Source organism: Pseudomonas sp. FBCC-B1565, from assembly GCF_059133265.1.
This window is the reverse complement of record NZ_CP101438.1, coordinates 2,878,047-2,903,112: the sequence shown is the minus strand read 5'-3', so window position 1 is coordinate 2,903,112 and position 25,066 is coordinate 2,878,047. Positions and strand designations below refer to the sequence as shown.

Below are 25,066 nucleotides of genomic sequence, written 5' to 3'. Positions count from 1 at the left end.
CCGATCACACTTACCGGAAACACTGCCATGAAACTCTCCACCCTGATGCTTGCCAGCCTGATGACCCTGACCTCCGCCGCCGCCTTTGCCGAAGGCGGCTCTGAGCGTTCCAAGGCGTTCTACAACGACTTCACCTTCGTGCAGCAACAAACCCACGGCACCGCTGCACAAACCGCGCTTGCCGATGGAAAGAACGTGAAGAAAGAAACCGCTGACCAGTCCGCTGCCGAGCAACAACCAAACACTTGATGTAACCGTAATACCCTTTGCCATCCCGCTCCTTTGGTTAGGGTCAACTTGGCGCCATTTAATGGCGCCTTTTTTTGCCTGTTATTTATTAAAGCGGTTTGCTCCAGAACAACATGCGCCCGTGGGCCGGGTCAAACTTCGAATCATCAAAACCAAACTTGCGATACGCCGATTGAGCCACGGCATTACCCTCGAGCACCTCCAGGGTGATCTTGCAGCAGCCACGCTGACGGGCAATTTCCTCGACCTTTTGCAGCATTTTCTGGCTCAGCCCCAAACCACGGAACGCCTCCATCACCGCCACGTCGTGGACGTTGATCAAAGGACGGCAGGCAAACGTGGAAAACCCTTCAAAACAATTGACCAGACCCGCCGGCTCACCGCCTACAAACGCCAGTACGCTGAATGCATGAGGCCGCTTTGCCAGCTCGCCTGGCAGTTGCTCCAGGAGGTCGGCGGGCAGGCTGTGGCCACCGCCCATCGGGTCTTCGGCGTAATGGTTGAGCACGCGGCCGATGGCGTCGGCATGCACGGGGTTGGTGTAGCTGGCTTGCAGCACCAGGATGTCTGGGGTGTCCATGTCCTTCCTCGATCACGATTACAAGGGATTCGGCTCCCTGTGAGGGGCACGATTGTAAGCGTGGAGCAGGCGCCAGATGAAGGAGATTAACTACAAATATGCGCACGAAAGCGCGAAGGTTACACGGTTGAAAACGCGCAACCGGCCGACTCCTGGATTTTTTCGTACGGGCGTCAGCCGAAACGCTGCAACTGCATTTCTTGCAGGCGGCTGAGTGTCCTGCGGAAGGGAAATTCCAGGTAGCCCTCGGTATAAAGTCGCTCCAGCGGCACCTGGGCCTCAATGAACAATGGCACTTTACGGTCGTAGCACTCGTCCACCAAGGCGATAAACCGACGCACGCTGTCATCGTGCACCGACAACTCCGGCAATTCGCGATCACCGGCCACTACACGTTGCACGCCATCCTCAGTGCCGCGGGCAATCCGGCCAGGCCGTTTTTGCGCACTGAGGTTGGGGACTTCACCGAGCAGGATCGCCTTGAAGCGATCGCACAGCAGCATGAAGTCCATGGCCGCCAGCGGTTGTTCGCACAGGTCGGCGTAACGACACCAGAGCACCGTGTCGCTGGACTGCACGGCGACGATGGCGCGATGCCCTACCACGAGCGGCCCGCTGCGAGTCGGTTGACCTTGGGCCAAGCGCTGGAACACCCCCGCCAGCGCCTCGGGCTGGTTGACCCAGTAGCGCTGAATACCCGCGCCCGGATGCAACCGGTGATCCTCTCCCCCATCCACCGCAACCACCTGCATATGTTGCTTGATCGCCGCAATGCCCGGCAAAAATCGCTCGCGGTTGAAACCCTCGGCATACAGCTGGTCAGGTGGTTGGTTGGAGGTGCAGACCATCACCACGCCTTCATCGAACATCACCTGAAACAGCCGCCCGAGGATAATCGCGTCACCGATGTCATTGACGAACAATTCGTCGAAGCACAGCACGCGTACTGCCTGGCTCAGCTCCCGGGCCAGGGCCTGCAAGGGGTCGTGGGTGCCGGTCAGTTGGAACAGGCGCTGATGCACCCACTGCATGAAGTGATGAAAGTGCTGACGCCGCGCTGGCACCTGCAGGCTTTGGTAGAACTGGTCCATCAGCCAGGTCTTGCCCCGACCCACCGGGCCCCACAGGTACACGCCGGTGATCGGTGCATGGCTGTGGTGCAGGGCTTCGTGGCAGGCTTGCAGGGCGTCCACCGCGCGGCGCTGAGCGGCGTCGGCGACGAAACCCGGTTGAGCAACGGCGTATTGGTAGGCAGCGAGGGGCGAGTCGAAAGTCATGCCCGCCAGTATGAACTACAGCGAAATATCCAGCCGCGAAATCTTGCCCTGCTCGTTCAAGCGAAAGGTGTAGCGCAGCTCCAATGGGCTGCCCGGGAAATTGCCGGACACGATATTGCTGACCAGCACCTTGCCGGTACGGTGTTGCACCTTGAGCACTTCGACCCGCGGCTGGTAACGACGCCCGGTGTCTTCCATCCAGCGCGCAATGGCGGCAGCGCCGACCTGGTGCTGGCCCTCATCGAACACATTGGCATCCTCGGCAAAACACTGGGCGATAGCCGAGGTGTCACGGGTATTGGCCGCCGCGATATAGGCCACGATGGCCGGTGCCAACTCAGGGATAGACATGACACAGCTCCTTTCTGGGTGATTTGTAGTGCCATGCTAAGCCAGGGTTGTGTCAGTTTTTGTCAGGAGTAAACGGCCCGGATTCGTTCTGTTCCATCAACTTGCGCCAGGCCCGCAGCCAATCGCTGCGCCGCCCCGGGTAACGTTCGCCAAGCACCTGTGCACTCGCCACGCGGTCGGTGCGAAAGGTGCGATAGGCCCCCCGCAATTCACACCAGGCCACAATCACCCTCACTTCATTCAGAAAACCCAGGGCCAGGGGCCAGATCAGGCGTTGGCTCTGGGTCTGGCTGGCGTCGGCGTAATCGATCTGCAGCTTGGCCTGGTTGCGAATGGCCTCGCGAAACACATTGAGCGGCACGCGGTTTTCCGGGTAACCGAAGCCGGGCGGCCCCGGCAGCAGCGTCGGGTTGCGCAAGGCTTCCTGGGCGGCAGGGTCGAGTACATCGGCGATCTTCGCCAGGGCATTGGCGGCAGCGCGGCTGAGCACGTCATCGCCGCGCTGGTCCACATATCTCAAGCCGAGCACGATAGCTTCGGTTTCCTCGGCGTTCAGCATCAAGGGCGGCAGAAACAAGCCACTGCGCAACACATACCCTACCCCCGCCTCACCAAAAATCGGCGCGCCCAAGGCCGTCAATTCGGCGATATCGCGATACAGCGTGCGCTCGGACACCTCCAACTGCGCCGCCAGCACGGCAGCGGTCACCGGACGCTTCTTGCCCCGCAGGGCCTGGAGCAAAGTCAGTAGACGAGTGGTACGTGACACGGGGTTTCCCGCCAGAAAATGGAAAAGTGCAGCAGCATAGCAAAGCCCCCTGTCAGAAATCGTCAGCAGTAAAAAAGTCGCTTGACCCGATAAATTATGCAGATCATATTTAATACATGTTACCAAACATGTAAGACAATCACTGCCTCTGGAGTTTTTGTATGCGTAATAAAATCTTTGGCCGCCGCAGCGGCCTGCAGGTATCTGAACTGGCCTTGGGCACCGGTAATTTCGGTACGGGCTGGGGCCATGGCGCCGAGCGCGACGAAGCCAAGGCGATCTTTGATGGTTACCTCGAAGCCGGGGGCAACTTCCTCGATACCGCCAACGGTTACCAGTTCGGCCAGGCCGAAAAGCTGCTGGGGGAATTTATCGCCTCGGAGCGTGACAACCTGGTGGTGGCCACCAAGTACACCCTGCGCACCGAGCCGTCCGATGAAGGCACGATCCGCGTCGGCAACAACCGCAAGAACCTGGTGCGCTCGGTGGAAGAAAGCCTCAAGCGCTTGAACACCGAGCGCATCGACCTGCTCTGGGCACATATGAGCGACAACGTCACGCCCATGGAAGAGATCCTGCGCGGCCTCGATGACCTGGTACGCGCCGGCAAGATCCACTATGCCGGCCTGTCCAACTTCCCCGCCTGGCGCATTGCCCGCGCCGACCTGCTGGCCGACGTGCGCAGCTTCGCGCCCATCATCGGCATCCAGGTGGAATACAGCCTGGTGGAACGCAGCGCCGACCGCGAGTTGCTGCCAATGGCCGAAGCGCTGGGGCTGGGCGCCACGCTGTGGTCCCCCCTGGGCGGCGGTTTCCTGACCGGCAAGTACCGCAACACCCAGGACGACAACCGCGCCAACAAACTCGGGATCCTGGTGCACGCCGAACACAGTGCGCGTGAAACCGCGGTGCTCGACGCGTTGCTGGCGGTCGCCGGTGAAATCGACGCCACGCCGACCCACGTCGCCATCGCCTGGCTGCGCGAAAAGGCCCGGCGCTCGACCACCGCGCTGGTGCCGATCCTGGGTTCGCGCACCCGCGCCCAGCTGGACAGCACCTTAGGCGCGTTGAATGTGCACCTGTCGGCCGAGCAAGTCACCCGCCTCGACACCGCCAGCGCCATCCCGCTCGGCGTGCCGCACGGGATCATTGCAGAGCGTTTCCCCGTCGCCAAAGGTCCGGACCAACAGCGACCGCCAGTAATCTGAACACCTGGGCAGCCCCACAAGGGCAGCCCATTTCATCAGGCGACGATATCACTGCGCTTCACCTGCCCCTTGACCAGCACTTTGAAGTCTGGCTTTGCGTTGCCAGTGGTATCGATTTGCAGCGTACTAAAGCGTGTCTTGGCGTCGTAAGTCAGTATTGCTTCACCTGGCCGACCCGTGAATACCTCGACATGCTTCAATTCAGGCTGGCCGCTGGCGAACCGAACGCTGGACACATCGATTTTGTCCTCGCCACTGCGAAAATCCATGATGCGATCGGGCGCATCGGGCGTTGAATGGCTTGCGTCAGAAAACAAAAATACGTCCTTGCCGCTGCCGCCCCACAGCTCGTCCTGCCCGGCCCCACCATCGATGACATCATCACCGGGGCCACCCTTCAGCCTGTTGGCAGCCGAGTTACCGAGCATCCAATCATTACCCATACCACCGACGGCATCCTCGATGACCACACCCGGCGCAATGGATAAGTTGCCTTTCATCCCCCCAACGTCCGAATACGAACCCGCATTGAGGTTGATTTTCTGATCATCGCGATAACCGCTCAGGTTCAACGTATCATGCCCGCCGCCATCCCAGATCGAAGCCACCAGAGGGTCGCTGGCCGATTTGACGGTGTAGTAATCCCGGTCAGTGTTGGAACCAAAGCCATAGACGGTGTCGCCTTTGCGGGTTTGCCAATTCGGCCCGTAGAGCTGCTGGGCAGCGACGATGTCGTCCATTTGCGGGGCCGACGCGTAATACTGTTTTCCTTTTTTACTGAAATCCTGCCCCGTGTGAGTCTCCTCCCAATAACTCATGACCGAATGCCCCTGAGTATCCTGGCCGTACTCGGCCGCCTTCTCATATCCGGCACTTGGTCCACCATATTTTCCAGGATGGGATAAGCCGATTTGATGCCCAGCCTCATGGGTAAACGTATTGCGGCCTTTACTGTTCACTTTAGGTGCGCGGTTAGCGTCATAGCCGCCCACTCGAAACCAGGCTTGCTGCTCATGCCCCTGCGGATCGTATACGGTAACCGCCTTTCCATCCGGAGCTTTCACACCCTCGATTTCCTGAAAGTTGCCAAACCGCAGATGCCCATCGCCCGTTCCGTCATTTTCCTTCTCGGTAAAATTGACATTGGCGACGTCTGACCAAGACTGTAGGGACAGTCGCATCTGAGCCTTCTGCTCAGGATTGAACTCACTGAAACCGATGAGCTTCGGCTGATTGAAGGTTGCGCCAGGGCGCTTGGCGAACGAATAGGAAAAGGTTGCCTTGCCGTCGCCGTCGCGGTCCGGCCAACGCTCTCTGCCCTTGAGATTTATTTGCTCCCCCGCCTGATCATGGGTGAGAGATGGTTTGCCATTGACGTCTTGACCCGGCACGCGCTCATGGCGACGGCCGAATGCCTGCATCTGTTCGAACGCAGTACTGGGTGGAGTTTGGGCAGGAGCCGACTGGGTAATAGCCATATCAATATCCTTCTTTACAATCATTGTGGTGATTGAAAAATCATGACATTGGCCAACGAGGTGCACCGTAGGCACTTTCCTCAACATCAGTGGATGAGTAGAAGCAGACGCAAGAAGGTTTTCGGTATCGATGTAGGAAATGGACCGAAAAAGGCCTGCCACCCAGTGGACAGGCCTTTGGATCAACGCTTAAGCCAAGCTCTTGCTGACAACCTCGAACACATCACTCGACAACTCACCGGACGCCAGAATGCGCTCCAGTTCCGCCTTCATCAGCGCCTGACGCGCGCTGTCGTATTTACGCCAGCGGGTCAGCGGCGCCAACTGGCGTGAAGCGATCTGCGGGTTGAAGCCATTCAACTGGATCACCAAGTCCGCCAGGAAACGATAGCCCGAGCCATCCGCCGCGTGGAAGTTGATCAGGTTCTGGCCGGCAAAGGCACCGATCAAGGCACGCACCTTGTTCGGGTTCTTGAGGGTGAACGCCGGGTGCTCCATCAACGCCTTGACCCGCTCCAACCCGCCGGGCAACGTGCTACCAGCTTGCACGCTGAACCACTGGTCCATGACCAGCGGGTTGTCCTTGAAGTTCTCGGCAAACACCGCCAACGCCTTGGCCTTCTCTGCCTCGAACGGCGAATTCACCAGCACCGCCAAGGCGGTCAGGCGCTCGGTCATGTTGTCACTGGTGTCGAACTGTTCGATGGTTGCTGCCAACACGTCCGGCTTGCCACTGAGCATCAGGTACGACAGCGCGATGTTCTGCAACGCGCGACGGGCAAAGTGCTCGGCGGCCGCCACGTACGGCGTTTGCTTGGACAGCTCGCGATTGGCCTGGTAACGCAGCCACAGCGCTTCGTGCAGGTTGTCCGCCAGTTGCTTGCGTGCAAACTCACGGGCGGCGTGGATGGCATCCACATCTGCCACTTCGCTGATTTCAGTCAGGTAGGCTTCACCCGGCAACGACAGCATTTCCGCGACCATCGCCTGGTCCAGGCCTTCGTCGCTCAACACGCTGCGCAGCGCAGTGATCAAGCGCTGATCCATCTTCAAGGCCTGGCCTTGCTGATGCTGGCCAATCAGCTCCTGCAACACCTGCACCGACAACTGCTGGCCGGCATCCCAACGGTTGAAACCGTCGCTGTCATGCTGCATCAGGAACATCAACTGGTCGCGGGTGTACGGGAAGCTCAGCTTCACCGGCGCCGAGAAGCCGCGCAGCAGCGAAGGCAACGGCTGTTCGGCGATATCAACGAAGGTAAACGTCTGCTCGGCCTCGGTCACCGAAATCACCCGCGACGTGCCACCCGCAGTTGCCTCACCGGCCAGGCGCAAGGCAATGCCAGCGCCCTGCCCGTCCAGCAAGCCCAGCTCCACCGGAATCACGAACGGCAGTTTTTCCACCTTGTCCGGGGTTTCCGGGCAGCTCTGACGGAAGGTCAGGCTGTAGGTTTTCGCGGCTGCATCGTAGGACTCGCTCACCGCCAGACGCGGCGTACCGGCCTGGCTGTACCAGCGCTTGAATTGCGTCAGGTCAGCGCCGTTGGCGTCTTCCATGGCCTTGATGAAGTCGTCGCAGGTCACGGCCTGGCCGTCATGGCGTTCGAAGTACAGGTCGCTGCCTTTGCGGAAGCCTTCGGCGCCGAGCAAGGTGTGGATCATGCCGACCACTTCCGAGCCCTTTTCGTACACGGTCAGGGTGTAGAAGTTGGAGATCTCGATGAAGCTGTCCGGGCGCACCGCGTGGGCCATCGGGCCTGCGTCTTCGGCGAACTGGTGGGTACGCAGGTACGCCACGTCCTGGATGCGCTTGACCGTGGCCGAGTTCATGTCGGCCGAGAAGCCCGAATCACGGAACACGGTAAAACCTTCCTTGAGCGACAGCTGGAACCAATCGCGGCAGGTCACACGGTTGCCCGACCAGTTGTGGAAGTACTCATGGGCAACAATCGCCTCGACCCGTTGGTGCGCAGCATCGGTGGCGGTTTCGGCGCGGGCCAGCACGGCGCTGGAGTTGAAGATGTTCAGGCCCTTGTTTTCCATGGCGCCCATGTTGAAGTCGTTCACCGCGACGATCATGAAGATGTCGAGGTCATACTCACGGCCGTAGGTTTCTTCATCCCAGCGCATGGATTTTTTCAGGCTGGTCATGGCGTGCTGGCACTTGTCGATGTTTTCCGGCTCGACGTAGATGCGCAGCGCCACAGTGCGGTCGGTCATGGTGGTGAAGGTATCTTCGACACACCACAGGTCACCGGCCACCAAGGCAAACAGGTACGCCGGTTTCTTGAACGGGTCTTCCCAGGTTGCCCAATGACGGCCATCTTCACCGGGACCGCTGGCGATCGGGTTGCCGTTGGACAGCAGGATCGGGTAACGGTGTTGCTCGGCGATCACCGTGGTGGTGAAGGTGCTCATCACATCCGGGCGATCGAGGTAATAGGTGATCTTGCGAAAGCCCTCGGCCTCGCACTGGGTGCAGAACATGCTGCCGGACTTGTACAGGCCTTCCAGCGCAGTGTTGGTTTCCGGGTGGATCTTTACCGTGGTGTCCAGGGTAAACGTCGCGCTGTTCGGATGTACCGTCAGGTGGCTGTCGGTCAGTTCGTAGTCATCAGCAGTCAGTGCCTGATCGGCCAGGTTTACGCTCAGCAGCTCCAGCTGCTGGCCGTCCAGCACCAACGGCGGCAAACCAGCGCCACGCTCAGGATTGCGGCGCATCACCAGTTGCGCGTGGACCAGGCTGTGGTCCTCGAACAACTCGAAGGTCAGGTGGGTCTCGTCGATCAGGTAGTCCGGCGCCTGATAGTCCTTGAGGTAAATCATCTTCGGTTGTTCGGTGCGCATGGGTGGCATCCTTCTACTGATGCACGGCGAGCTGGTAGGCCGTGTACTTACGAATATTGATAACGCCGGTGTCGAAGATCAGGTACTGGCCCTTGATCCCCAGCAGCGTGCCTTCGGCAATCGGGTTCTTGTCCAGGTTGAAGCTGACGATCTTGGTCGGATACTGCTCCACCGGGTAACGGATTTCGAGCGGTTCGATGTCGGTGACCGGTTGGATGGCCTGCAGGCCAAAGCGTTCCTGCAAACCCAGCAAGCCGTCGGCGCAGGCGGCGAACAGTTCATCACGCACCTGCTTGAGGTCGACGGACTGGGCGTCGCCCTTGAGCAGCGCACGCCAGTTGGTCTTGTCGGCCACCTGGCTGCGGAACAGGTCTTCGACAAAACCGGACTGCTGGCGGGTCGCCACGCGCATGATCGGCAGCGCCTGGCTCGCGCCCTGGTCGAGCCAACGCGTCGGCAGCTGGGTGGCGCGGGTGATGCCGACCTTGATCCCTGACGAATTCGCCAGGTACACCACATGGTCGGTCATGCAGAATTTTTCGCCCCAGCCTGGATCGCGGCAGGTGCCGGCGTCGTAATGGCAACGCTCGGGGCTCATGATGCACAGGTCACACTGGGCCAGCTTGGTCATGCACGGGTAACAATACCCCTGGCTGAAGCTGGTCTTGGTCTTGCGGCCGCAATGGCTGCAATGGATGGCACCGAGGTATTCCAGGCGCACGTGGGTGCCGATCAACGGATTGACCGGCACCTCGGCACTTCCTAAGCGAAACGCGTATTGAACGGTCGGCTCACCGAGTTGCGCCGACATCTTGCTGACTGCACCGCGACTGATTTCAATCAATGGATCGCATCCGACTTGAACAGGATGTTCGGCACGGTGGTCGATTTCGACTGGCATTCCTGCGGGCCCATGTAGCCGGTGCGCTGGTCTTCCGGCAGGTTCTGGATTTCCCAGGCGATCACCGCCTGCAACGACAGCTCGCGCTGCTCGGCGGTGAGCTTGCGGCCATCGGACCACTTGCCGATTTCCACGGCGAGCTTGAGGCTCTCGTAGATGTCCGGGGTGATGTTTTCGATCATTTCAGCAAAAGAGGACATGAGGCTCTTCCTTATCAAATAGACGATTTGCGACGGCTGTACAGCCCGCCCAGCAAACCTGTCAGGCAACCGATGACCAAGCCGCCGACATGGGCCGCGTTGGCGATTTCGCCGAAACCGATCATCGAGACCAGCCCCGACAGGCAGAGCAGCAGCCAGACCAGCATCATCACCAGTACCCCACGGGGCAGGCGATAGGCCGGGTTGGGCGACAGCAGTTGAAAAATCCAGCAATGCCCGAGCAGGCCATACAACACGCCGGACAACCCACCGAACAGACCGGGGCCACCATAAGCGTATTGAGCGTAGTTGGAGACCAGGCTGAACAACAGGGTCAGGCCCAGCAAGTTGATACTGCCCTGGCGCGCCTCTATGCGCCGGCCCAACTCCCAGTACCACATGCCATTCATGGCCAGGTGCAGGATGCCGAAGTGGATCAGCATCGGCGTGACCAACCGCCACCACTGCCCCGCCGCCAGACTGTCGGCCAGCGGCGTGAACTGGATGTACTCGCCGATAATGCGAAACTGCAGGAATGTCAGCCAGCTCATGGCTTGCAGGTTTTCACCGAGCAAGGTCAACGCGCCGACGATGATGCTTGCCAGCAACACCAGTGCGGTCAATGGGCTGTGCCGCAGTTGCTGGACAAATCCAGGGCGCCTGGTCGCTGCCTGTTCGGGAATATCCAGTTGCCGGTCCGGGTCACCGGCGGGAAAGCGCTGGTACAGCACGCGCACGTCGTCGCTGATGGTCTCGGGCACCCATAACACTTGCTCCCCGGCCTCTTCACTGACGCGATGGGGCACCTGCATGCGGTGCAGCAGTTGGATAAAGCCGCCCAGGTCCACACTCAGTGGCAGGCGCAATACGGCCACAGTACTCATTGGATGACCTCGGGCCGCTCAACGTCGACCCAGACGAATTTATTCGGGTCCAGCCGCGTTTCCTGATCCAGGCGGTACGCCACCAGCTTGCCGTACAGCACCGCGCTGTAGTCCAGGCAGGCCAGGTTCGGGCGGATCGGCGCCGGTTTGCCGCTGCGCCAGTAATGCCCGACGAACAACAGCGGTTCGTCGACGCCGTAGCGCAGCAGGGAATTCTTTTCGGTGGACGACAACGGTGTACGCGCCACCGGCTCGGGCAGTGCGTCAGGCTGGAACACGATGTCGCCGTAGGTCTTGGGGTCGTCTTCCCAGAACTTGGTGCGGAAGAACGAGCGCGTCAGGCCATCGCCACCTGTCAACGTGAGGCCGTCCGGCAAACGCATGTCGGTGCCGCGCAGCAGGCGGTCGAAGGCGTTGCAGGCAAAACTGCCCGGCACGGCCGCGGCCTGCAGGAAGTGCTGGTCGATGCAGCCGTCCGGGAAGGTGGCGCGCAGCGGCTGGATGAAGCCATCGTCCCAGCACGCATGCACCACACGGAAGCGTCCGGCGTCGACAAACAGCGGCATGTCGTAGAACCAGCCGAGGAAGTCGTGCCAGTCGGCCGGGTGATGTTCGAACTGGGTCAGGGTCTCGTGGATCAACCGCGCATGCCGTGGGTTGTGCTCGCGCACGAACTGCTTGCCACTGCCCGGCGGTGCCGGTGTGGTCCAGCCCAGGGCGTTGAACTCGTGGTTGCCCATGATGCACAGCGCATGGCCGGCCTCGGCCATGTCGTGGACGATATGCAGCGCCTCGCGGATGCGCGGGCCACGGTCGATGATATCGCCGAGGAACACCGCCATACGCGTGGGATGGCGCCAGGTGCCGCCCTGCTTGTGGTAGCCCAACAGGTCGAGCAAGTGCTCAAGGGTGTGGGCGCAACCGTGCACGTCACCAATCAGGTCGTAGCTACGCGCGGGATCGAGCATCAGTCGCCTCCACCCCCCAAGCGGCTGCCCCAGCCCAGCTTGGTGCGGCACACTTCGTAGTAGTTGTGGTCCAGCGGGTGGATCAACCGCAACTTCTGTGCCTTCTTGCTCACGGTGATGGTGTCACCGGGGGCGCAGGTGAAATGGTTCTGCCCGTCACACGACACCTGCGGGTAGATCTGCATGTCTTTGGACACCACGATTTTCAGCTCACTGTTGCCGTCGACCACAATCGGCCTGCTCGACAACATATGGGGGTACATCGGCACGATCACAATGGCATCCAGCTTGGGATGCATGATCGGGCCACCCGCCGACAGCGCGTAGGCGGTGGAACCCGTGGGCGTGGCGACGATCAGGCCGTCGGCCTTCTGGCTGCACACGAACTGGCCGTCGATATACAGCTCGAACTCGATCATCCGCGTCGACTTGCCGGGGTGCAGCACCACGTCATTGAGCGCATCGCCCTGGCCGATGGCCTCGCCATGGCGGCGTACTTCGGCTTGCAACAGGAAGCGGTTCTCCACCAGGTAATGGCCGTCGAGCACCTTGGCCACTTCGACTTCCAGCTCATCGGGGCGGATATCAGTGAGGAACCCCAGGCTGCCCCGGTTGATCCCCAGCACCGGCACGTTATGCCGCGCCAGCGCACGGGCGGCGCCGAGCAGGCTGCCGTCGCCGCCGACCACGATGACCATGTCGCAGACTTCGCCGAGCATCTTGCGCGACGAGGTCTGCAGGCCATGGCCCGGCAGGATTTCAGCGATGGTGTCTTCGAGGATCACATGCAGGTGGCGGTCCAGCAGGAATTTTTTCAGCCGGCGGACGGTGTCCAACACCTGGGTACTGCCCAGGCGACCGATAATGCCGATATTGCGAAATTGCTCCATGGGGCTCCTGCGGGATGTGGAGTGTGGCAAAAAAGAACGATTATGGGCGAAAGGCCGTCTCAGGCAAAATCCTTTGTCGCCGTGAAGCCTTGATGACAACGGTTCTCAGCCACCTTCAGCGCAGTTAAAAGGCTATGCTCGGACCATGACTGTGTTCCCCGATCTGCACAACCTGCCCCGCCAGCTGCGCCACCCCGAGGTGCGCGACCTGGCGTGGGTGATGCTCGCCCCGCCGATGCTCGCGCAGACGCCGTGGCCGCAACGCCACCCGCTGGCCGGCAGCGATTGGGTGCAGGCGCCGCATCTGTTGGAACGCTGGCTGCGCCAGCTGGACCAGGACAGCAGCGCCTTGCAGCAATGGTTGAGCCTGTCGCGCACGCGCCGCCTGGGCCTGTATTACGAACGCCTGTGGCAGTTCGCCGTGCAACATGCGCCGGGCGTGGAATTGCTGGCCGCCAACCTGCCGATCCGCCGTGCCGGGCATACCCTCGGCGAGCTGGATATGCTGCTGCGTGACCGCGATGGCGTGCATCACCTGGAACTGGCGATCAAGCTGTATCTGGGGCCGCAGGACGGTGATGGTCAGGACACCGCACAGTGGCTGGGGCCGGGTTGTCATGACCGACTGGACCGCAAGTTGGCGCATCTGGCCCAACATCAATTGCCGATATCCGCGCGGGAGGAAAGCCGTGAAGTGCTGGCCGCGTTGGATGTCCAGCAGTTTGATGCGCATTTGTGGTTGGGCGGTTACCTGCTCTACCCCTGGCCCGGCCAGGCCATGCCCCCCAGTGGCGCCCATCCGCAGCATTTGCGCGGGCGTTGGTTGCATCAACGGGACTGGCAAGCGTTTGTCAGCCGCAGCCAACCGGGCCATTGGCAGCCCCTGCCCCGGCATGCCTGGCTGGCGCCGGCGCATTACCCCGCGAATGAGGTGTGGAGCGAAGAGCAGATGCACGGCTGGCTGGCCGACCTTGACCCGATGGCTCCGGCGCAACTGCTGGTGCGGCTGGTACAGGTGGGTGAGGATTGGGAGGAAGCCGAGCGGTTGTTTCTGGTGGCCAATCTTTGGCCGAATGTGCCGGGGGCTGGCTGAGGTTTTGTCGTGAATTTCAGGGCCTCATCGGGGGCAAGCCCCCTCCCACATTTGAAATGCATTCCCCTGTGGGAGGGGGCTTGCCCCCGATAGCAGTTGCCCAGGCACTACAGCTGATCGATATGCCGATACTCCAACTGCAACCCTGCCGCCAGTTGCTGCGCGCGACCCAACCTGATCGGCCCACGCTCGATATCGACCAGCAGGCCCGGGCACTCCAACTGCGGTAGCCCAGTAACTTCCTTGAGTCGCCCGTCAGTGATCACCAGTAACCGCTGTTGTTCAGCCGGGTAGCGCTTGCGCCGCAATGCCAGCCAATTGCCGGCCTCGACAAGCGCCGCCAGCAATGGCGTACCGCCGCCCGCGCCCAACTGTTCCAGCCAACCCGCCAAGCCCTTGGCCGCTTTCAACCCTTGCACCTGCCACTTCGGCATTTGCCCGCTGGCCGTCAACAACGCCATCCGTGCCCGCTGGCGGTAGGCGTCATCAAACAACTGCGCCAACAAACCCTTGGCGTCGGTGAGTGCTCGATGCCGTCGGGTGGACGCCGACGCATCGACAATCACCAACCACAGTTCATGGGCCGCACGACTGCGCAGGTGAAACAGCAAGTCCTGTCGCGTTTGTGGCAGACCACCGAGCAAGGTGCCCGGCCAGTTGATCGCGCCCTGCTTCGCGTTGCGTGCCTTGCCTTGCCTGCCGTTGCCTAGTCGCCCTGCCTTGGGTCGCGCATCCGCCCCCGCGTCAGGTCGAGGGCGAATGCCTAGGGCTTTTTTGGCCAGGTCGGCACTTCCCGGCGTGCGCCCGTGGGCAGCGCCGGTGCGGGCATATCGCCCCATTGGCCTTGACCGGACGAGGTGTCGGAGGGTTTCGGCGACTGCCCTTCGCTTGGCGGGCTGGCCGGTGGGGACTGTTCCTGGCGGCGATGGCGCAGGGCGAATTCGGCAACCGCTTGAATATCTTCCTCGGCGATGGCGCTGGCTCCCCGCCACGCGGCATGGGCCCTCGCACCGCGCAACCAAACAAGGTCCGCACGCAGGCCATCAACCCCCGCCGCAAAGCAGCGTTCGGTGATCTGCGCCAGCGCCTGGTCATCCAGCGCAATGCTGTCGAGCCGCGCCCGTGCCTGGGTGCAGCGCTCGCGCAATGCCGCTTGTGACACCTCCCACTGCGTGCAGAACGCCGCAGGGTCGCTGTCGAAATCCAGACGCCGCCGGATGATCTGCCCACGCTCGGCCGGCAAGGTCTGCCCGCTCAAGGCCACGTTGAAACCGAAGCGGTCGAGCAACTGCGGACGCAACTCGCCCTCTTCCGGGTTCATGGTGCCGATCAGCACGAAGCGCGCCGAATGGCGATGGGAAATGCCGTCGCGTTCGATCAGGTTGGTGCCGCTGGCGGCCACGTCCAGCAGCAGGTCTACCAGATGGTCGGGCAGCAAATTGACTTCATCGACGTACAGCACGCCGCCGTCAGCCTTGGCCAACACGCCAGGGGAGAACTGGGCCCGGCCTTCGCCCAATGCGGCGTCCAGGTCCAGCGTGCCGACCAGGCGCTCTTCAGTGGCGCCCAACGGCAAGGTCACGAACTGACCACTGGCCAGCAGGTCGGCCAAACCCCGCGCCAGGGTGGACTTGGCCATGCCGCGCGGGCCTTCGATCAGCACACCGCCAATCTTCGGGTCGATAGCGGTCAGGCACAGCGCCAGTTTCAGGTCATCGGCGCCGACCACGGCGGACAGCGGGAAATGGGGAATATCAGTCATCAGCTGTCTTCTTCTATATCCAGCAACAGGTTTTCCAACGCCTCGCGGTATGCCCCCGGTTCCTGCCACATGCCACGCTGCTGGGCTTCCAGCATGCGCTCGGTCATGTCGCGCAGTGCATCGGGGTTGTGCTGTTGCACAAAGGCCCGGGTGTCGGGGTCGAGCAAGTAGGCCTCGGCCAACAGTGCGTATTGGTGATCGTCAATCAGTGCGGTGGTGGCGTCGAAGGCGAACAGATTGTCCACCGTCGCGGCCATTTCAAACGCACCTTTATAGCCATGGCGCTTCACGCCTTCGATCCACTTGGGGTTGGCGGCGCGGGAACGGATCACCCGGTTCAGCTCTTCCTTCAACGTGCGGATCTTCGGCAGGTCAGGCTGGCTATGGTCACCGTGGTAGCTGGCGGCCTTGTCGCCGCTCAGGGTTTCCACGGCAGCGAGCATGCCACCCTGGAATTGGTAGTAATCGTTGGAATCGAGCAGGTCGTGCTCGCGGTTGTCCTGGTTCTGCAAAACGGCCTGCACCTGGCTCAGGCGCTGGGCGAATTGCCCGCGGGCGGCAGTACCTTCGTCGGAACCGCCATAGGCGTAGCCGCCCCAGTTCAGGTAAACCTCGGCCAAGTCTTCACGGCTTTGCCAGAGACGCCCGTCGATCGCGCCCTGCACGCCCGCACCGTAGGCGCCGGGCTTGGCACCAAAGATGCGCCAGCCGGCCTGTTTTGCCGCGGCCTCTGCGTCCAGGCCCGAAGCCAGCAACGCTTCACGCTCACTGCGCACCTTGGCGGCCAGGGGGTTCAGATCGTCCGGTTCGTCCAGCGCAGCCACCGCCTGCACCGCCGCATCGAACAGGCGGATCAGGTTGGCAAAGGCATCCCGGAAGAAACCGGACACGCGCAACGTCACATCAACCCGCGGGCGGTCGAGCAGGCTGATCGGCAGGATTTCAAAGTCATCCACCCGCTGGCTGCCCGTCGCCCACACCGGACGCACGCCCATCAGCGCCATCGCCTGGGCGATGTCATCGCCGCCGGTGCGCATGGTCGCGGTGCCCCATACCGACAGGCCGAGTTGGCGCAGGTGGTCGCCATGGTCTTGCAGGTGCCGCTCCAGAATCAGGTTGGCCGACTGGAAACCGATGCGCCAGGCCGTGGTGGTGGGCAGGTTGCGCACATCCACGGTGAAAAAGTTACGCCCGGTGGGCAACACATCCAAACGCCCGCGACTCGGCGCACCACTGGGGCCAGCGGGCACGAAACGGCCGCTCAAGGCATCCAGCAATCCGCGCATTTCCGCCGGGCCACAGGCATCCAGCCGAGGCGCCACGACAATACGCAGGCTTTCGATCACGGCCTTCACGTCTTCCCAGCCGGGTTCCTCCAGCTGTTCAAGCGGTCCTTCCAGGGCTTGCTCGATCAAACGTGCGGCGTACAGCTCCAGGCGCTCGCGGGTATCACCGGCGGTGCGCCACAACTGCCCATCGATATTCTGCAGCACCAGCGGCCGGCGTCCGGTCCAGGGTTCGGCCAGGGCGCAGTCCAGCGGGTCGAAGCCCAGCTCGAAGGCCTTGGCCAACACGCGCAGCAAGCTCGACTGCGGGCCTCGACCATCGCCACGCGGGATGCGCAGCAGCGCCAGCAAGGTGTCGATACGCAGGCGACCCTCGGGTGACTCGCCAAAAATATGCAGGCCGTCGCGGATCTGCGATTCCTTCAAGTCGCACAGGTAGGTGTCCAGGCGCGGCAACCACACGGCAGCATCGGCGTCGCTCTCCAGCTCAAGCTCCTGGTCGATGCGGGTTTCGCGCACCAGCTTGAGAATGTCCTTCTGCAGCTCCAGGGCGCGGCGCGGATCGAGCAACTGCGCTTCGTAATATTCGTCCGCCAGCAGCTCCAGGTTACGCAGCGGGCCGTAGGTTTCGGCACGGGTCAGCGGCGGCATCAGGTGGTCGATGATGACTGCCTGGGTGCGCCGCTTGGCCTGGGCGCCCTCGCCCGGGTCATTGACAATAAACGGATATATATTCGGCAGCGGCCCCAGCAACGCATCGGGCCAGCAGTTTTCCGACAGGCCCACGCCCTTGCCCGGCAGCCACTCCAGGTTGCCGTGCTTGCCCACATGGATCACGCCGTGGGCGCCGTAGGTGTGGCGCAGCCAGAAGTAGAACGCCAGGTAAGCGTGGGGCGGTACCAGGTCCGGGTCGTGGTACACGGCGCTGGCGTCCACTTGGTAACCCCGCGCGGGCTGGATGCCGACAAACGTCAAGCCCAGGCGCAGGCCGGCGATCATCAGGCGACCGTCGCGGCACATCGGATCGTTCTGCGGCGCGCCCCAGCGTTCCAGCACCGCCTGGCGATTGGCTTCGGGCAGGCGCTGGAACATCGTCTCGTACTCGTCCAGGCCCAGGCTTTGATGGCAAGGGCGTAGGTCGAGGCTGTCCAGGTCATTGGTGACGCCGCCGAGCAACTCATGGATCAACGCCGTGCCGCTGTCGGGCAATAAGTCCGGCAGCGGATAGCCTTCGGTTTTCAGGGCACGCAGGATATTCAGCGCCGCCGCCGGTGTATCCAGGCCCACGCCGTTGCCAATGCGACCGTCGCGGGTCGGGTAGTTGGCGAGGATCAGCGCAATGCGTTTCTCTGCATTCGGCACTCGCGCCAATTCGACCCAACGCCGCGCCAGCTCAGCGACAAAATCCATGCGTTCGGGCGCGGCGCGGTAGCACACCACATCCGACTGGCTGCGCTCACTGCGCCAGGCCAGGTCCTTGAAACTGATCGGTCGGCTGATGATGCGCCCGTCCAACTCCGGCAACGCGATGTGCATCGCCAGGTCGCGGGGGCCAAGGCCCTGCTCGCTGGCCTCCCAGCCGGGCTGGTTATCCTGGGCACAAATGGCCTGGATCACCGGGATATTGCGGCGAAACGGGCGCAGGTGCGGCGCTTCGGGGCTGGATTGGGCGAAGCCGGTGGTGTTCAAGATCACCGCCGCGCCGACCTCATCCAGCAGGTCCTCGACCACCGCCAGGCAGCCGGGTTCTTTCAAACTGGCCACCGCCATGGGCAACGGGTTGAGGCCCGCCGCCTGCAGACGCTGGCAAAACACATCGATAAAACCGGTATTGGCCGCCTGCAAATGGGAGCGGTAGAACAACACCGCCGCCACCGGCCAGTCGGCGTTCCAGTCTGCCTGCCAATCGTTCAGGCGGGCGTTGGCATGCTGCGGATGATAGATCGCCGTGCGTGGCAGGGTTTGCGGCTCGCCCCAGGCATAGTCGCGACCCAGGTAAGCGCTGGCCAGGCAGCGATAGAAATCCAGGGCATTGCCCAGGCCGCCCTGACGCAGGAAGTGCCACAGCCGATCACGTTCTTCGGCACCGACGGTGCTCAGCCCGCTGAGTTCCGGGTCCGGGCGATCATCCCCCGGTACCAGGATCAGTTGCACACCGCGTTCGGCCAGTTCCACCAGGCGCTCGATGCCGTAGCGCCAGTAACCGATACCGCCATGCAGCGAAATCAAGATGACCTTGGCGTGGCGCAGCACTTCATCAACGTACAGGTCGACCGAGGCATGGTTCTGCACCTGCATCGGGTTGGCCAGGCGCAGGCTTGGGTAGTCGTCGGGCAACTGCTGGGCCGCTTCGGCCAGCAGCGCCAGGCTGGAATCGCCGCTGCACAGGATCACCAGGTCAGCGGGGCTTTGGCCAAGGTCGGCAATATTATCGTCCGAGACGAAACCACCGGGCTGGGTCCTGAGCAGGTGCATGGGTCAGACGCTGAGGGCGGCGCGCAGTTGCGCTTCGAGGCCCGCCGCGTCCAGTTCCTGGCCGATCAGCACCAGGCGCGTGGTGCGCGCTTCTTCAGCGCCCCAGGCACGGTCGAAGTGTTTGTCGAACCGCGTGCCCACACCCTGGATCAGCAGGCGCATCGGTTTGTTCGGGATGGCGGCGAAACCTTTGACGCGCAGGATGCCGTGTTGCACCACCAGTTGCGTCAGGGCATCGAGCAGCAGTGCTTCATCGGCTTGCGGCAAGTCGATGGAGATCGAGTCAAAGGCATCGTGGTCGTGGTCGTCTTCACCTTCGTGGTGGTGATCGTGGTGGCTGTGGCGGCCGTCGATGTGCTCTTCGGAACCGGCGCCCAGGCCGATCAGTACATCCAGGGGCAAGCGACCGCTGCTGGCTTCGACGATCTTCACCGCCGGCGGCAGCTCTTCGGCGACTTCCAGGCGCACGCGGGCCAGGTCTTCGGCGCTGATCAGGTCGGTCTTGTTAAGGATCACCAGGTCGGCACTGGCCAGTTGGTCGGCGAACAGCTCGTGCAGTGGCGATTCGTGGTCCAGGTTGGGGTCGAGCTTGCGCTGGGCGTCCACCTGGTCCGGGAATGCGGCGAAGGTACCGGCGGCCACAGCCGGGCTGTCGACCACGGTGATCACAGCGTCAACGGTGCAGGCGCTGCGGATTTCCGGCCACTGGAAGGCTTGTACCAACGGCTTGGGCAATGCCAGGCCGGACGTTTCAATGAGGATATGGTCGAGATCGCCGCGACGGGCGACCAATTCGCGCATCACCGGGAAGAACTCTTCCTGCACGGTGCAGCACAGGCAGCCATTGGCCAATTCGTAGACACGACCGTTGGCTTCTTCCTCGGTGCAGCCGATGGAGCACTGCTTGAGGATTTCACCGTCAATGCCCAGCTCGCCGAATTCATTGACGATCACCGCGATGCGACGGCCCTGGGCGTTGTCGAGCATATGGCGCAGCAAGGTGGTCTTGCCCGAGCCGAGGAAGCCAGTGACGATGGTGACGGGGAGTTTGGCCAGTGTTTTCATCGGATGCCCTTGGGGGCGGGCATATGGGACGATTGGCGCTGCGACGGTGCGCAGCAGCGGATTTCGTCACCGGATCACCCCGCCCGGTTGAAGTAGAAAATCGGTTGCGAGGCAGGTCTCCTGGCTTGGGGCTTACAGGTCTTGCGACCGGCGCTGGCTGCGCCTTCCCGCCTTGTCGGCAGTGGCGTGGCAGTCAGCTGGACCCTTTACAGTTGCGGGGGCAGCCGCGGCTTGGACCGCGTTCCCTTCTTAGCTTCGGCCTGGGCCGAAGAACCTCGAGGGTGCAAGGCTACGCAGTGCTTGGGGGATGGTCAATGATGGGGTTGGGTTGGGTTGGCTTGTGTACATATCCGTTGCTGCGGTAACGGCTGATATTGGTTCCGCTCTTACAGCGGCTTACTTTTGAAAAGCCGGAATGCCGGCCCAGTCAAAAGTAAGCAAAACGCTCTTGCCCCAACACTCGGCACCTCGCCTAGGCTCGGTGTGCCCGTAATCCGACAGTGATTTGGGGGGGCCGCCTAAGATCAAAATCAAAAGCAGATCAAAAGCCAGAGCCAGAGCCAGAGCCAGAGCCAGAGCCAGAGCCAGAGCCAGAGCCAGAGCCAGAGCAAACCACCCTTCAACTGATACATGAAGATCAAACTGTGGGAGGGGGCTTGAACTGGCCTAATGATTTTGGACACTTCAATCGGGCGCTATGATAGCGCCCAAATCTGAGGTGTTTGGATATGCGTAAATCTTATTCGAGTGAGTTCAAGCTCAAGGCTGCCAGCATGGTGTTGGATGAAGGTCAGCCGGTTACCGAAGTCTGTGCCAGCCTGGATATCGGCCCCACAGCCCTGCGCCGCTGGGTTGATCAAGTGCAAAAAGAACGCTTGGGCTCGACTCCGGTGGGGGCCAAGGCGATTACCGCTGATCAACGAGAAATCCAGAGACTCAAAGCTCTGCTCAGAGAGAAAGACCTGGATATCGAAATCCTAAAAAAGGCCAGTGCTCTCCTGCTTTTGGACGCCAAGGATCATTCACGCTGATCAATGAGCTGGACGAGCAGTACGGCGTTAAAAGGTGTTGCCAGGCGTTTGGGGTCAACCGCAGTAGCTTCTACGCCTGGCGCCAGCGCCAAGGCAGAGCAAATCCTGAACGGGACAAGCTCAAAGCCGCGCTGGTCAGGCACCACAAGGCGTCCAGAGAGTCAGCCGGCGCACGTACTTTGTCCAAGGAGCTACAAGCCAAAGGGCATCGTATCGGACGTTATATGGCTCGCAGTTTGATGCGCGAAGCTGGCATCGCTAGTCGTCAGCGCAGGCGCCATAAGTACAAGTCGCCGGGCGTGGAGGCCTTGGTGGCGCCGCACGTGCTCAAGCGAAAATTTGATGTGACGGCGGTTAATCAGGTGTGGTGTGGCGACGTGACCTACATCAAGGTCGGCAAGCGGTGGATGTACTTCGCCGCCATTCTGGATCTGTACGCTCGCAGGATCGTAGGCTGGTCGTTCTCGATGATTTCTGATGCCAACCTGACCTGCGAAGCGCTACGCATGGCGGTTGAGCTGCGCGGCCATCCCCAGGATGTGTTGTTTCATTCTGACCAGGGTTGCCAGTACACCAGTCATAAATTCCGAAACGCGCTTGTGAAGCATGGGTTTAGGCAAAGTATGAGCCGTAAAGGCGAGTGCTGGGACAATGCCCCGATGGAGCGTTTCTTTGGTAGCTTGAAGTCCGAGTGGGTGCCTGAAACGGGCTACAAACTGGAGCATGAGGCGCGGGCAGATGTGCAGCGCTATGTCTCGCGCTACAACATCAGCAGGCCTCACAGCTATAACGACTACAGGTCGCCGGTCGTGAAGGAAAGGTTGGCGGCGTGAACCGTAATCGGTGTCCAAGATTACTTGACCAGTTCAGCTTGCCCCCGATGGCGGTGTGTCAGCCAACTCATCAGTGACTGACCCACTGCCATCGGGGGCAAGCCCCCTCCCACACTTTGACCGAGTACCGGCCATACAATCCGGTCGGCTCTAAGGACGCCGCGCTCTTGCTTTTGATCTGGGGTCGCCCCGTCAAACACGCTGGCCGAACGCAGGCTTGATTCCGTGGGCCGCCGTAAGGGCGGAACCCTAAGCCGCCGTTACCGCAGCAACGGATATGCCCCCAGAAAACACATCCCCAATTGACTCCCCTCCCACCCCCATGCTCTCCTACACATCTTGTTTCGGGTGCCCTGCAAAGGGTGAAACGGGAAACCGGTGACTCATGCACACACATGACAGTCCGGTGCTGCCCCCGCAACGGTAAGCGAGCGAAACGTCATATCCACTGTGCCAGGCGGCATGGGAAGGCGACGTTTTCAGGCATTGAGCCCCTCGCAAGCCCGGAGACCGGCCCGAAAAAATCAGATAACAAACCCGCGGTGGGCGGGCGCTGTTCAGAACCCTGCGTGCCTGGCTCGCGGGGTTTTCATGCGCTCGTTTCACCCTGACACCTGAAAGGGACGCGCCATGTCGATCATCAGCAGCACTTCGCACTCCGCCAGCAGCACCTCTACCCTGAGCCAACGCCTGACCGCCGCCATCGGTGCGTCGATCCTCGGTGCGTGCCTGGTGTACTTCGCCGGTTTCTCGCACATCGAGGCAGTACACAACGCTGCCCACGATACCCGCCACAGCGCCGCGTTCCCGTGCCACTGAGACCTGCCGACATGATCAAGCGTATTGCGCAAACCGCAGGTTTCACCGGCCTTCTGGCTGCCCTGCTGCTGACCTTGCTGCAAAGCTTCTGGGTCGCCCCGCTGATCCTGCAGGCGGAGACCTTTGAAAAGGCCCCGGCAGCGACCGAGATACACGAGCACGCCGAAGGTGCGGCTGCACATACCCATGACGCCGAAGCCTGGGAGCCGGAAGACGGCTGGCAGCGTGTGCTGTCCACCACGGGTGGCAACCTGGTGGTCGCCGTTGGCTTCGCGCTGATGCTGGCCGGCCTGTACACCCTGCGTACCCCGACCCGTACCGCCCAAGGCCTGCTCTGGGGCCTGGCGGGTTATGCGACCTTTGTATTGGCGCCGACCCTGGGCCTGCCGCCCGAACTTCCGGGCACCGCCGCCGCTGACCTGGCACAACGGCAGATCTGGTGGATCGGTACTGCCGCGTCTACCGCTGCCGGTATCGCACTGATCGTGTTCGGTCGCAACTGGCTGCTCAAGGCGCTGGGCGCGGCAATCCTGGTGGTGCCGCACGTGATCGGCGCGCCACAACCGGAAGTGCATTCGATGCTGGCCCCGGAAGCACTGGAAGCGCAGTTCAAGATTGCTTCGCAGCTGACCAACGTGGCGTTCTGGCTGGCCTTGGGCCTGATCAGCGCCTGGCTGTTCCGCCGCAACTGTGACGATCAATACTCGGCGTGAAACTGGTAGTCGGCATGGGCTGCCAGCGGGGCTGTGATGTTCACACCCTGCTGGCCCTGTTTGACGCCGCCCTCATCGAGGGCGGTATCGAGCGCCACCGCGTCAGCGCGCTGGCCAGCATCGATCACAAACAGGAAGAACCCGGGCTGCTGGCCTTGGCCGCTTTGCTGAACCTGCCGTTGCAGTGTTTCAACGCTGAGCAACTAGCGATTTATGCAGACCGGCTGAGCCATCAATCGAACGTGGCTTTTGCCCACACCGGCTGTTACGGCATCGCCGAAAGCGCCGCCCTGGCCCTGGCCGAACACCTCGCCAACGCCCCTGCGCGCCTGCTGATCACCCGCCAGAAAACCGCCCAGGCCACCTTTGCATTGGCGTGCGCCGGCTGAAAACCCGATAATCGCCGCTTCCGATCATGAGCAGATTTCATGCTCACCCGTTTTTCATCAGGATTTCCCATGACCGTCTACTTCATCGGCGCAGGCCCCGGCGACCCGGAATTGATCACCGTCAAGGGCCAGCGGCTGATCCGCAGTTGCCCGGTGATCATCTATGCCGGCTCGCTGGTGCCGGCGGCGGTACTGGAAGGTCATCAGGCAGAAACGCTGGTCAACAGTGCGCAACTGCACTTGGAACAGATCATCGACCTGATCAAGGCCGCCCATGCCAAGGGCCAGGATGTGGCGCGCGTGCATTCCGGCGACCCCAGCCTGTATGGCGCGATTGGCGAACAGATCCGCCATTTGCGCGAATTGGGTATCCCATTCCAGATCATTCCTGGCGTCACGGCGGTGGCCGCGTGTGCGGCGTTGCTGGAAACCGAGCTGACCCTGCCCGACATCGCCCAAAGCGTGATCCTGACCCGCTACGCGGATAAAACCAGCATGCCGGCCGGTGAGGATTTCGACAGCCTGGCGCGACATGGCACCACCATGGCGATTCATCTGGGGGTCAACCACCTGGACAAGATCGTCGCCGAACTGCTGCCGCACTATGGGGCGGACTGTCCGATTGCCGTGGTGCACCGGGCGACGTGGCCGGATCAGGATTGGGCGGTCGGCACTCTCAGTGACATTGTCGGGAAAGTGGTCGCCAAAGGGTTCCGGCGCACGGCGCTGATTGTGGTGGGTCGGGTGTTGGCGAGTGACAGTTTCAGTGAGTCATCGTTGTATCGGGCGGGGCATGCGCATCTTTATCGACCTTGACATTCAACATCACAAAACAGACACAAGCCACTGATTTTATTGAGTAAATTTATTAATAGAAATCTGACAATCCAGCTTTCGCAATGAACACTCAACATTAGATAGATAGCGCAACCTATTGAATCTAAAGCATAAAAAACGGCGCTCACGGGGCGCCGTTTTTTTGTCCGCAGTGAACGCCT

24 protein-coding genes and 2 riboswitches are annotated in these 25,066 nt (G+C 61.6%); of the genes, 9 read left to right on the top strand and 15 right to left on the bottom strand.

The genetic code is table 11. The features are described from left to right. Positions 1–27: 27 nt before the first annotated feature. A complete protein-coding gene (locus NL123_RS13840) occupies positions 28–249 on the top strand; it encodes a hypothetical protein (protein WP_071496030.1) in 222 nt (73 codons plus the stop codon). Between the two features lie 88 nt (positions 250–337). On the opposite strand, the gene NL123_RS13835 is transcribed toward NL123_RS13840, so the two are convergent. The 4 genes from NL123_RS13835 to NL123_RS13820 all read right to left on the bottom strand — a co-directional run bounded on the left by NL123_RS13835 (position 338) and on the right by NL123_RS13820 (position 3,226). After that, entirely contained in the window at positions 338–829 is a 492-nt protein-coding gene (locus NL123_RS13835; protein WP_494358022.1) for a GNAT family N-acetyltransferase, read from the bottom strand. 173 nt (positions 830–1,002) lie between these two features. Next, the gene (gene zapE / locus NL123_RS13830) at positions 1,003–2,106 is read right to left on the bottom strand and encodes a cell division protein ZapE (protein ID WP_494358021.1); all 1,104 of its coding nucleotides are present in this window, start codon (positions 2,104–2,106) and stop codon (positions 1,003–1,005) included. Positions 2,107–2,121: 15 nt separating this feature from the next. After that, entirely contained in the window at positions 2,122–2,457 is a 336-nt protein-coding gene (locus tag NL123_RS13825) for a nuclear transport factor 2 family protein (RefSeq protein WP_071490655.1), read from the bottom strand. 52 nt (positions 2,458–2,509) lie between these two features. After that, positions 2,510–3,226, bottom strand: coding sequence for a helix-turn-helix transcriptional regulator (locus NL123_RS13820; RefSeq protein ID WP_248481957.1), 717 nt, complete (start codon positions 3,224–3,226; stop codon positions 2,510–2,512). A 161-nt stretch (positions 3,227–3,387) separates the two neighbouring features. Here NL123_RS13820 and NL123_RS13815 point away from each other — a divergent pair, with 161 nt between their 5' ends. After that, positions 3,388–4,434, top strand: coding sequence for an aldo/keto reductase (locus NL123_RS13815; RefSeq protein WP_494358020.1), 1,047 nt, complete (start codon positions 3,388–3,390; stop codon positions 4,432–4,434). A 35-nt stretch (positions 4,435–4,469) separates the two neighbouring features. On the opposite strand, the gene NL123_RS13810 is transcribed toward NL123_RS13815, so the two are convergent. The 7 genes from NL123_RS13810 to NL123_RS13780 all read right to left on the bottom strand — a co-directional run bounded on the left by NL123_RS13810 (position 4,470) and on the right by NL123_RS13780 (position 12,602). Next, positions 4,470–5,912 carry a serralysin family metalloprotease gene (locus tag NL123_RS13810; RefSeq protein ID WP_494358019.1) on the bottom strand — a complete coding sequence of 481 codons (1,443 nt, stop codon included), beginning with the start codon at positions 5,910–5,912 and terminating at the stop codon, positions 4,470–4,472. Between the two features lie 189 nt (positions 5,913–6,101). Continuing rightward, entirely contained in the window at positions 6,102–8,759 is a 2,658-nt protein-coding gene (gene pepN, locus NL123_RS13805) for an aminopeptidase N (protein ID WP_494358018.1), read from the bottom strand. Positions 8,760–8,772: 13 nt separating this feature from the next. After that, on the bottom strand, positions 8,773–9,603 hold the full coding sequence (locus tag NL123_RS13800) for a DUF2797 domain-containing protein (protein ID WP_494358017.1): 831 nt from the start codon (positions 9,601–9,603) through the stop codon (positions 8,773–8,775). Further along, entirely contained in the window at positions 9,600–9,860 is a 261-nt protein-coding gene (locus NL123_RS13795) for a YeaC family protein (RefSeq protein ID WP_017528545.1), read from the bottom strand. Before NL123_RS13795 ends, NL123_RS13800 begins: the two co-directional genes overlap by 4 nt. Before the next feature lie 14 nt (positions 9,861–9,874). After that, complete coding sequence (locus tag NL123_RS13790) at positions 9,875–10,744, bottom strand: rhomboid family intramembrane serine protease (protein ID WP_494358016.1); 870 nt, start codon at positions 10,742–10,744, stop codon at positions 9,875–9,877. Continuing rightward, positions 10,741–11,715, bottom strand: a complete 975-nt coding sequence (locus NL123_RS13785; RefSeq protein WP_494358302.1) for a metallophosphoesterase — start codon at positions 11,713–11,715, stop codon at positions 10,741–10,743. Before NL123_RS13785 ends, NL123_RS13790 begins: the two co-directional genes overlap by 4 nt. Then, a complete protein-coding gene (locus NL123_RS13780) occupies positions 11,712–12,602 on the bottom strand; it encodes an NAD(+) kinase (protein ID WP_038845279.1) in 891 nt (296 codons plus the stop codon). Before NL123_RS13780 ends, NL123_RS13785 begins: the two co-directional genes overlap by 4 nt. 145 nt (positions 12,603–12,747) lie before the next feature. Here NL123_RS13780 and NL123_RS13775 point away from each other — a divergent pair, with 145 nt between their 5' ends. Next, complete coding sequence (locus NL123_RS13775; protein ID WP_248481967.1) at positions 12,748–13,695, top strand: DUF1853 family protein; 948 nt, start codon at positions 12,748–12,750, stop codon at positions 13,693–13,695. Between the two features lie 107 nt (positions 13,696–13,802). Here NL123_RS13775 and NL123_RS13770 read toward each other — a convergent pair whose 3' ends face one another. The 4 genes from NL123_RS13770 to cobW are packed head-to-tail and all read right to left on the bottom strand — an operon-like array spanning position 13,803 to position 20,283. After that, positions 13,803–14,534 carry a vWA domain-containing protein gene (locus NL123_RS13770; RefSeq protein WP_494358015.1) on the bottom strand — a complete coding sequence of 244 codons (732 nt, stop codon included), beginning with the start codon at positions 14,532–14,534 and terminating at the stop codon, positions 13,803–13,805. Further along, a complete protein-coding gene (locus NL123_RS13765; protein ID WP_494358014.1) occupies positions 14,459–15,457 on the bottom strand; it encodes a magnesium chelatase ATPase subunit I in 999 nt (332 codons plus the stop codon). The genes NL123_RS13770 and NL123_RS13765 overlap by 76 nt, the downstream gene beginning before the upstream one ends. After that, entirely contained in the window at positions 15,457–19,218 is a 3,762-nt protein-coding gene (gene cobN / locus NL123_RS13760) for a cobaltochelatase subunit CobN (protein ID WP_494358013.1), read from the bottom strand. Before cobN ends, NL123_RS13765 begins: the two co-directional genes overlap by 1 nt. A gap of 3 nt (positions 19,219–19,221) precedes the next feature. After that, positions 19,222–20,283: a cobalamin biosynthesis protein CobW gene (cobW, locus tag NL123_RS13755; RefSeq protein WP_494358012.1), complete on the bottom strand. Its 1,062-nt coding sequence runs from the start codon at positions 20,281–20,283 to the stop codon at positions 19,222–19,224. Positions 20,284–20,376: 93 nt separating this feature from the next. Then, positions 20,377–20,576, bottom strand: a riboswitch (cobalamin riboswitch). 435 nt (positions 20,577–21,011) lie between these two features. On the opposite strand from cobW, the gene NL123_RS13750 reads away from it, so the two are divergent. The 6 genes from NL123_RS13750 to cobM all read left to right on the top strand — a co-directional run bounded on the left by NL123_RS13750 (position 21,012) and on the right by cobM (position 24,884). Then, entirely contained in the window at positions 21,012–21,314 is a 303-nt protein-coding gene (locus tag NL123_RS13750) for a transposase (protein WP_014717988.1), read from the top strand. Further along, a complete protein-coding gene (locus NL123_RS13745) occupies positions 21,311–22,147 on the top strand; it encodes an IS3 family transposase (protein ID WP_068935174.1) in 837 nt (278 codons plus the stop codon). Before NL123_RS13750 ends, NL123_RS13745 begins: the two co-directional genes overlap by 4 nt. Before the next feature lie 329 nt (positions 22,148–22,476). Next, a riboswitch (cobalamin riboswitch) is annotated at positions 22,477–22,680 on the top strand. A gap of 97 nt (positions 22,681–22,777) precedes the next feature. Then, entirely contained in the window at positions 22,778–22,966 is a 189-nt protein-coding gene (locus NL123_RS13740) for a CbtB domain-containing protein (protein WP_012723860.1), read from the top strand. Between the two features lie 11 nt (positions 22,967–22,977). Further along, positions 22,978–23,679, top strand: a complete 702-nt coding sequence (locus tag NL123_RS13735; RefSeq protein ID WP_494358011.1) for a CbtA family protein — start codon at positions 22,978–22,980, stop codon at positions 23,677–23,679. Then, positions 23,676–24,068, top strand: a complete 393-nt coding sequence (locus NL123_RS13730; protein WP_494358010.1) for a cobalamin biosynthesis protein — start codon at positions 23,676–23,678, stop codon at positions 24,066–24,068. Before NL123_RS13735 ends, NL123_RS13730 begins: the two co-directional genes overlap by 4 nt. Before the next feature lie 69 nt (positions 24,069–24,137). Further along, positions 24,138–24,884 (top strand): precorrin-4 C(11)-methyltransferase, encoded by a 747-nt coding sequence (gene cobM / locus NL123_RS13725; RefSeq protein WP_071496053.1) that lies wholly within the window; start codon positions 24,138–24,140, stop codon positions 24,882–24,884. Positions 24,885–25,066 lie beyond the last annotated feature (182 nt).

Bases quoted from the DNA above. Each gene is read 5' to 3' on its own strand.
- NL123_RS13840 (WP_071496030.1), top strand. From the start codon at position 28: ATGAAACTCTCCACCCTGATGCTTGCCAGCCTGATGACCCTGACCTCC.
- NL123_RS13835 (WP_494358022.1), bottom strand. From the start codon at position 829: ATGGACACCCCAGACATCCTGGTGCTGCAAGCCAGCTACACCAACCCC.
- zapE (WP_494358021.1), bottom strand. From the start codon at position 2,106: ATGACTTTCGACTCGCCCCTCGCTGCCTACCAATACGCCGTTGCTCAA.
- NL123_RS13825 (WP_071490655.1), bottom strand. From the start codon at position 2,457: ATGTCTATCCCTGAGTTGGCACCGGCCATCGTGGCCTATATCGCGGCG.
- NL123_RS13815 (WP_494358020.1), top strand. From the start codon at position 3,388: ATGCGTAATAAAATCTTTGGCCGCCGCAGCGGCCTGCAGGTATCTGAA.
- NL123_RS13810 (WP_494358019.1), bottom strand. From the start codon at position 5,912: ATGGCTATTACCCAGTCGGCTCCTGCCCAAACTCCACCCAGTACTGCG.
- pepN (WP_494358018.1), bottom strand. From the start codon at position 8,759: ATGCGCACCGAACAACCGAAGATGATTTACCTCAAGGACTATCAGGCG.
- NL123_RS13795 (WP_017528545.1), bottom strand. From the start codon at position 9,860: ATGTCCTCTTTTGCTGAAATGATCGAAAACATCACCCCGGACATCTAC.
- NL123_RS13790 (WP_494358016.1), bottom strand. From the start codon at position 10,744: ATGAGTACTGTGGCCGTATTGCGCCTGCCACTGAGTGTGGACCTGGGC.
- NL123_RS13780 (WP_038845279.1), bottom strand. From the start codon at position 12,602: ATGGAGCAATTTCGCAATATCGGCATTATCGGTCGCCTGGGCAGTACC.
- NL123_RS13775 (WP_248481967.1), top strand. From the start codon at position 12,748: ATGACTGTGTTCCCCGATCTGCACAACCTGCCCCGCCAGCTGCGCCAC.
- NL123_RS13770 (WP_494358015.1), bottom strand. From the start codon at position 14,534: ATGGGGCGATATGCCCGCACCGGCGCTGCCCACGGGCGCACGCCGGGA.
- NL123_RS13765 (WP_494358014.1), bottom strand. From the start codon at position 15,457: ATGACTGATATTCCCCATTTCCCGCTGTCCGCCGTGGTCGGCGCCGAT.
- cobN (WP_494358013.1), bottom strand. From the start codon at position 19,218: ATGCACCTGCTCAGGACCCAGCCCGGTGGTTTCGTCTCGGACGATAAT.
- cobW (WP_494358012.1), bottom strand. From the start codon at position 20,283: ATGAAAACACTGGCCAAACTCCCCGTCACCATCGTCACTGGCTTCCTC.
- NL123_RS13750 (WP_014717988.1), top strand. From the start codon at position 21,012: ATGCGTAAATCTTATTCGAGTGAGTTCAAGCTCAAGGCTGCCAGCATG.
- NL123_RS13740 (WP_012723860.1), top strand. From the start codon at position 22,778: ATGTCGATCATCAGCAGCACTTCGCACTCCGCCAGCAGCACCTCTACC.
- NL123_RS13735 (WP_494358011.1), top strand. From the start codon at position 22,978: ATGATCAAGCGTATTGCGCAAACCGCAGGTTTCACCGGCCTTCTGGCT.
- cobM (WP_071496053.1), top strand. From the start codon at position 24,138: ATGACCGTCTACTTCATCGGCGCAGGCCCCGGCGACCCGGAATTGATC.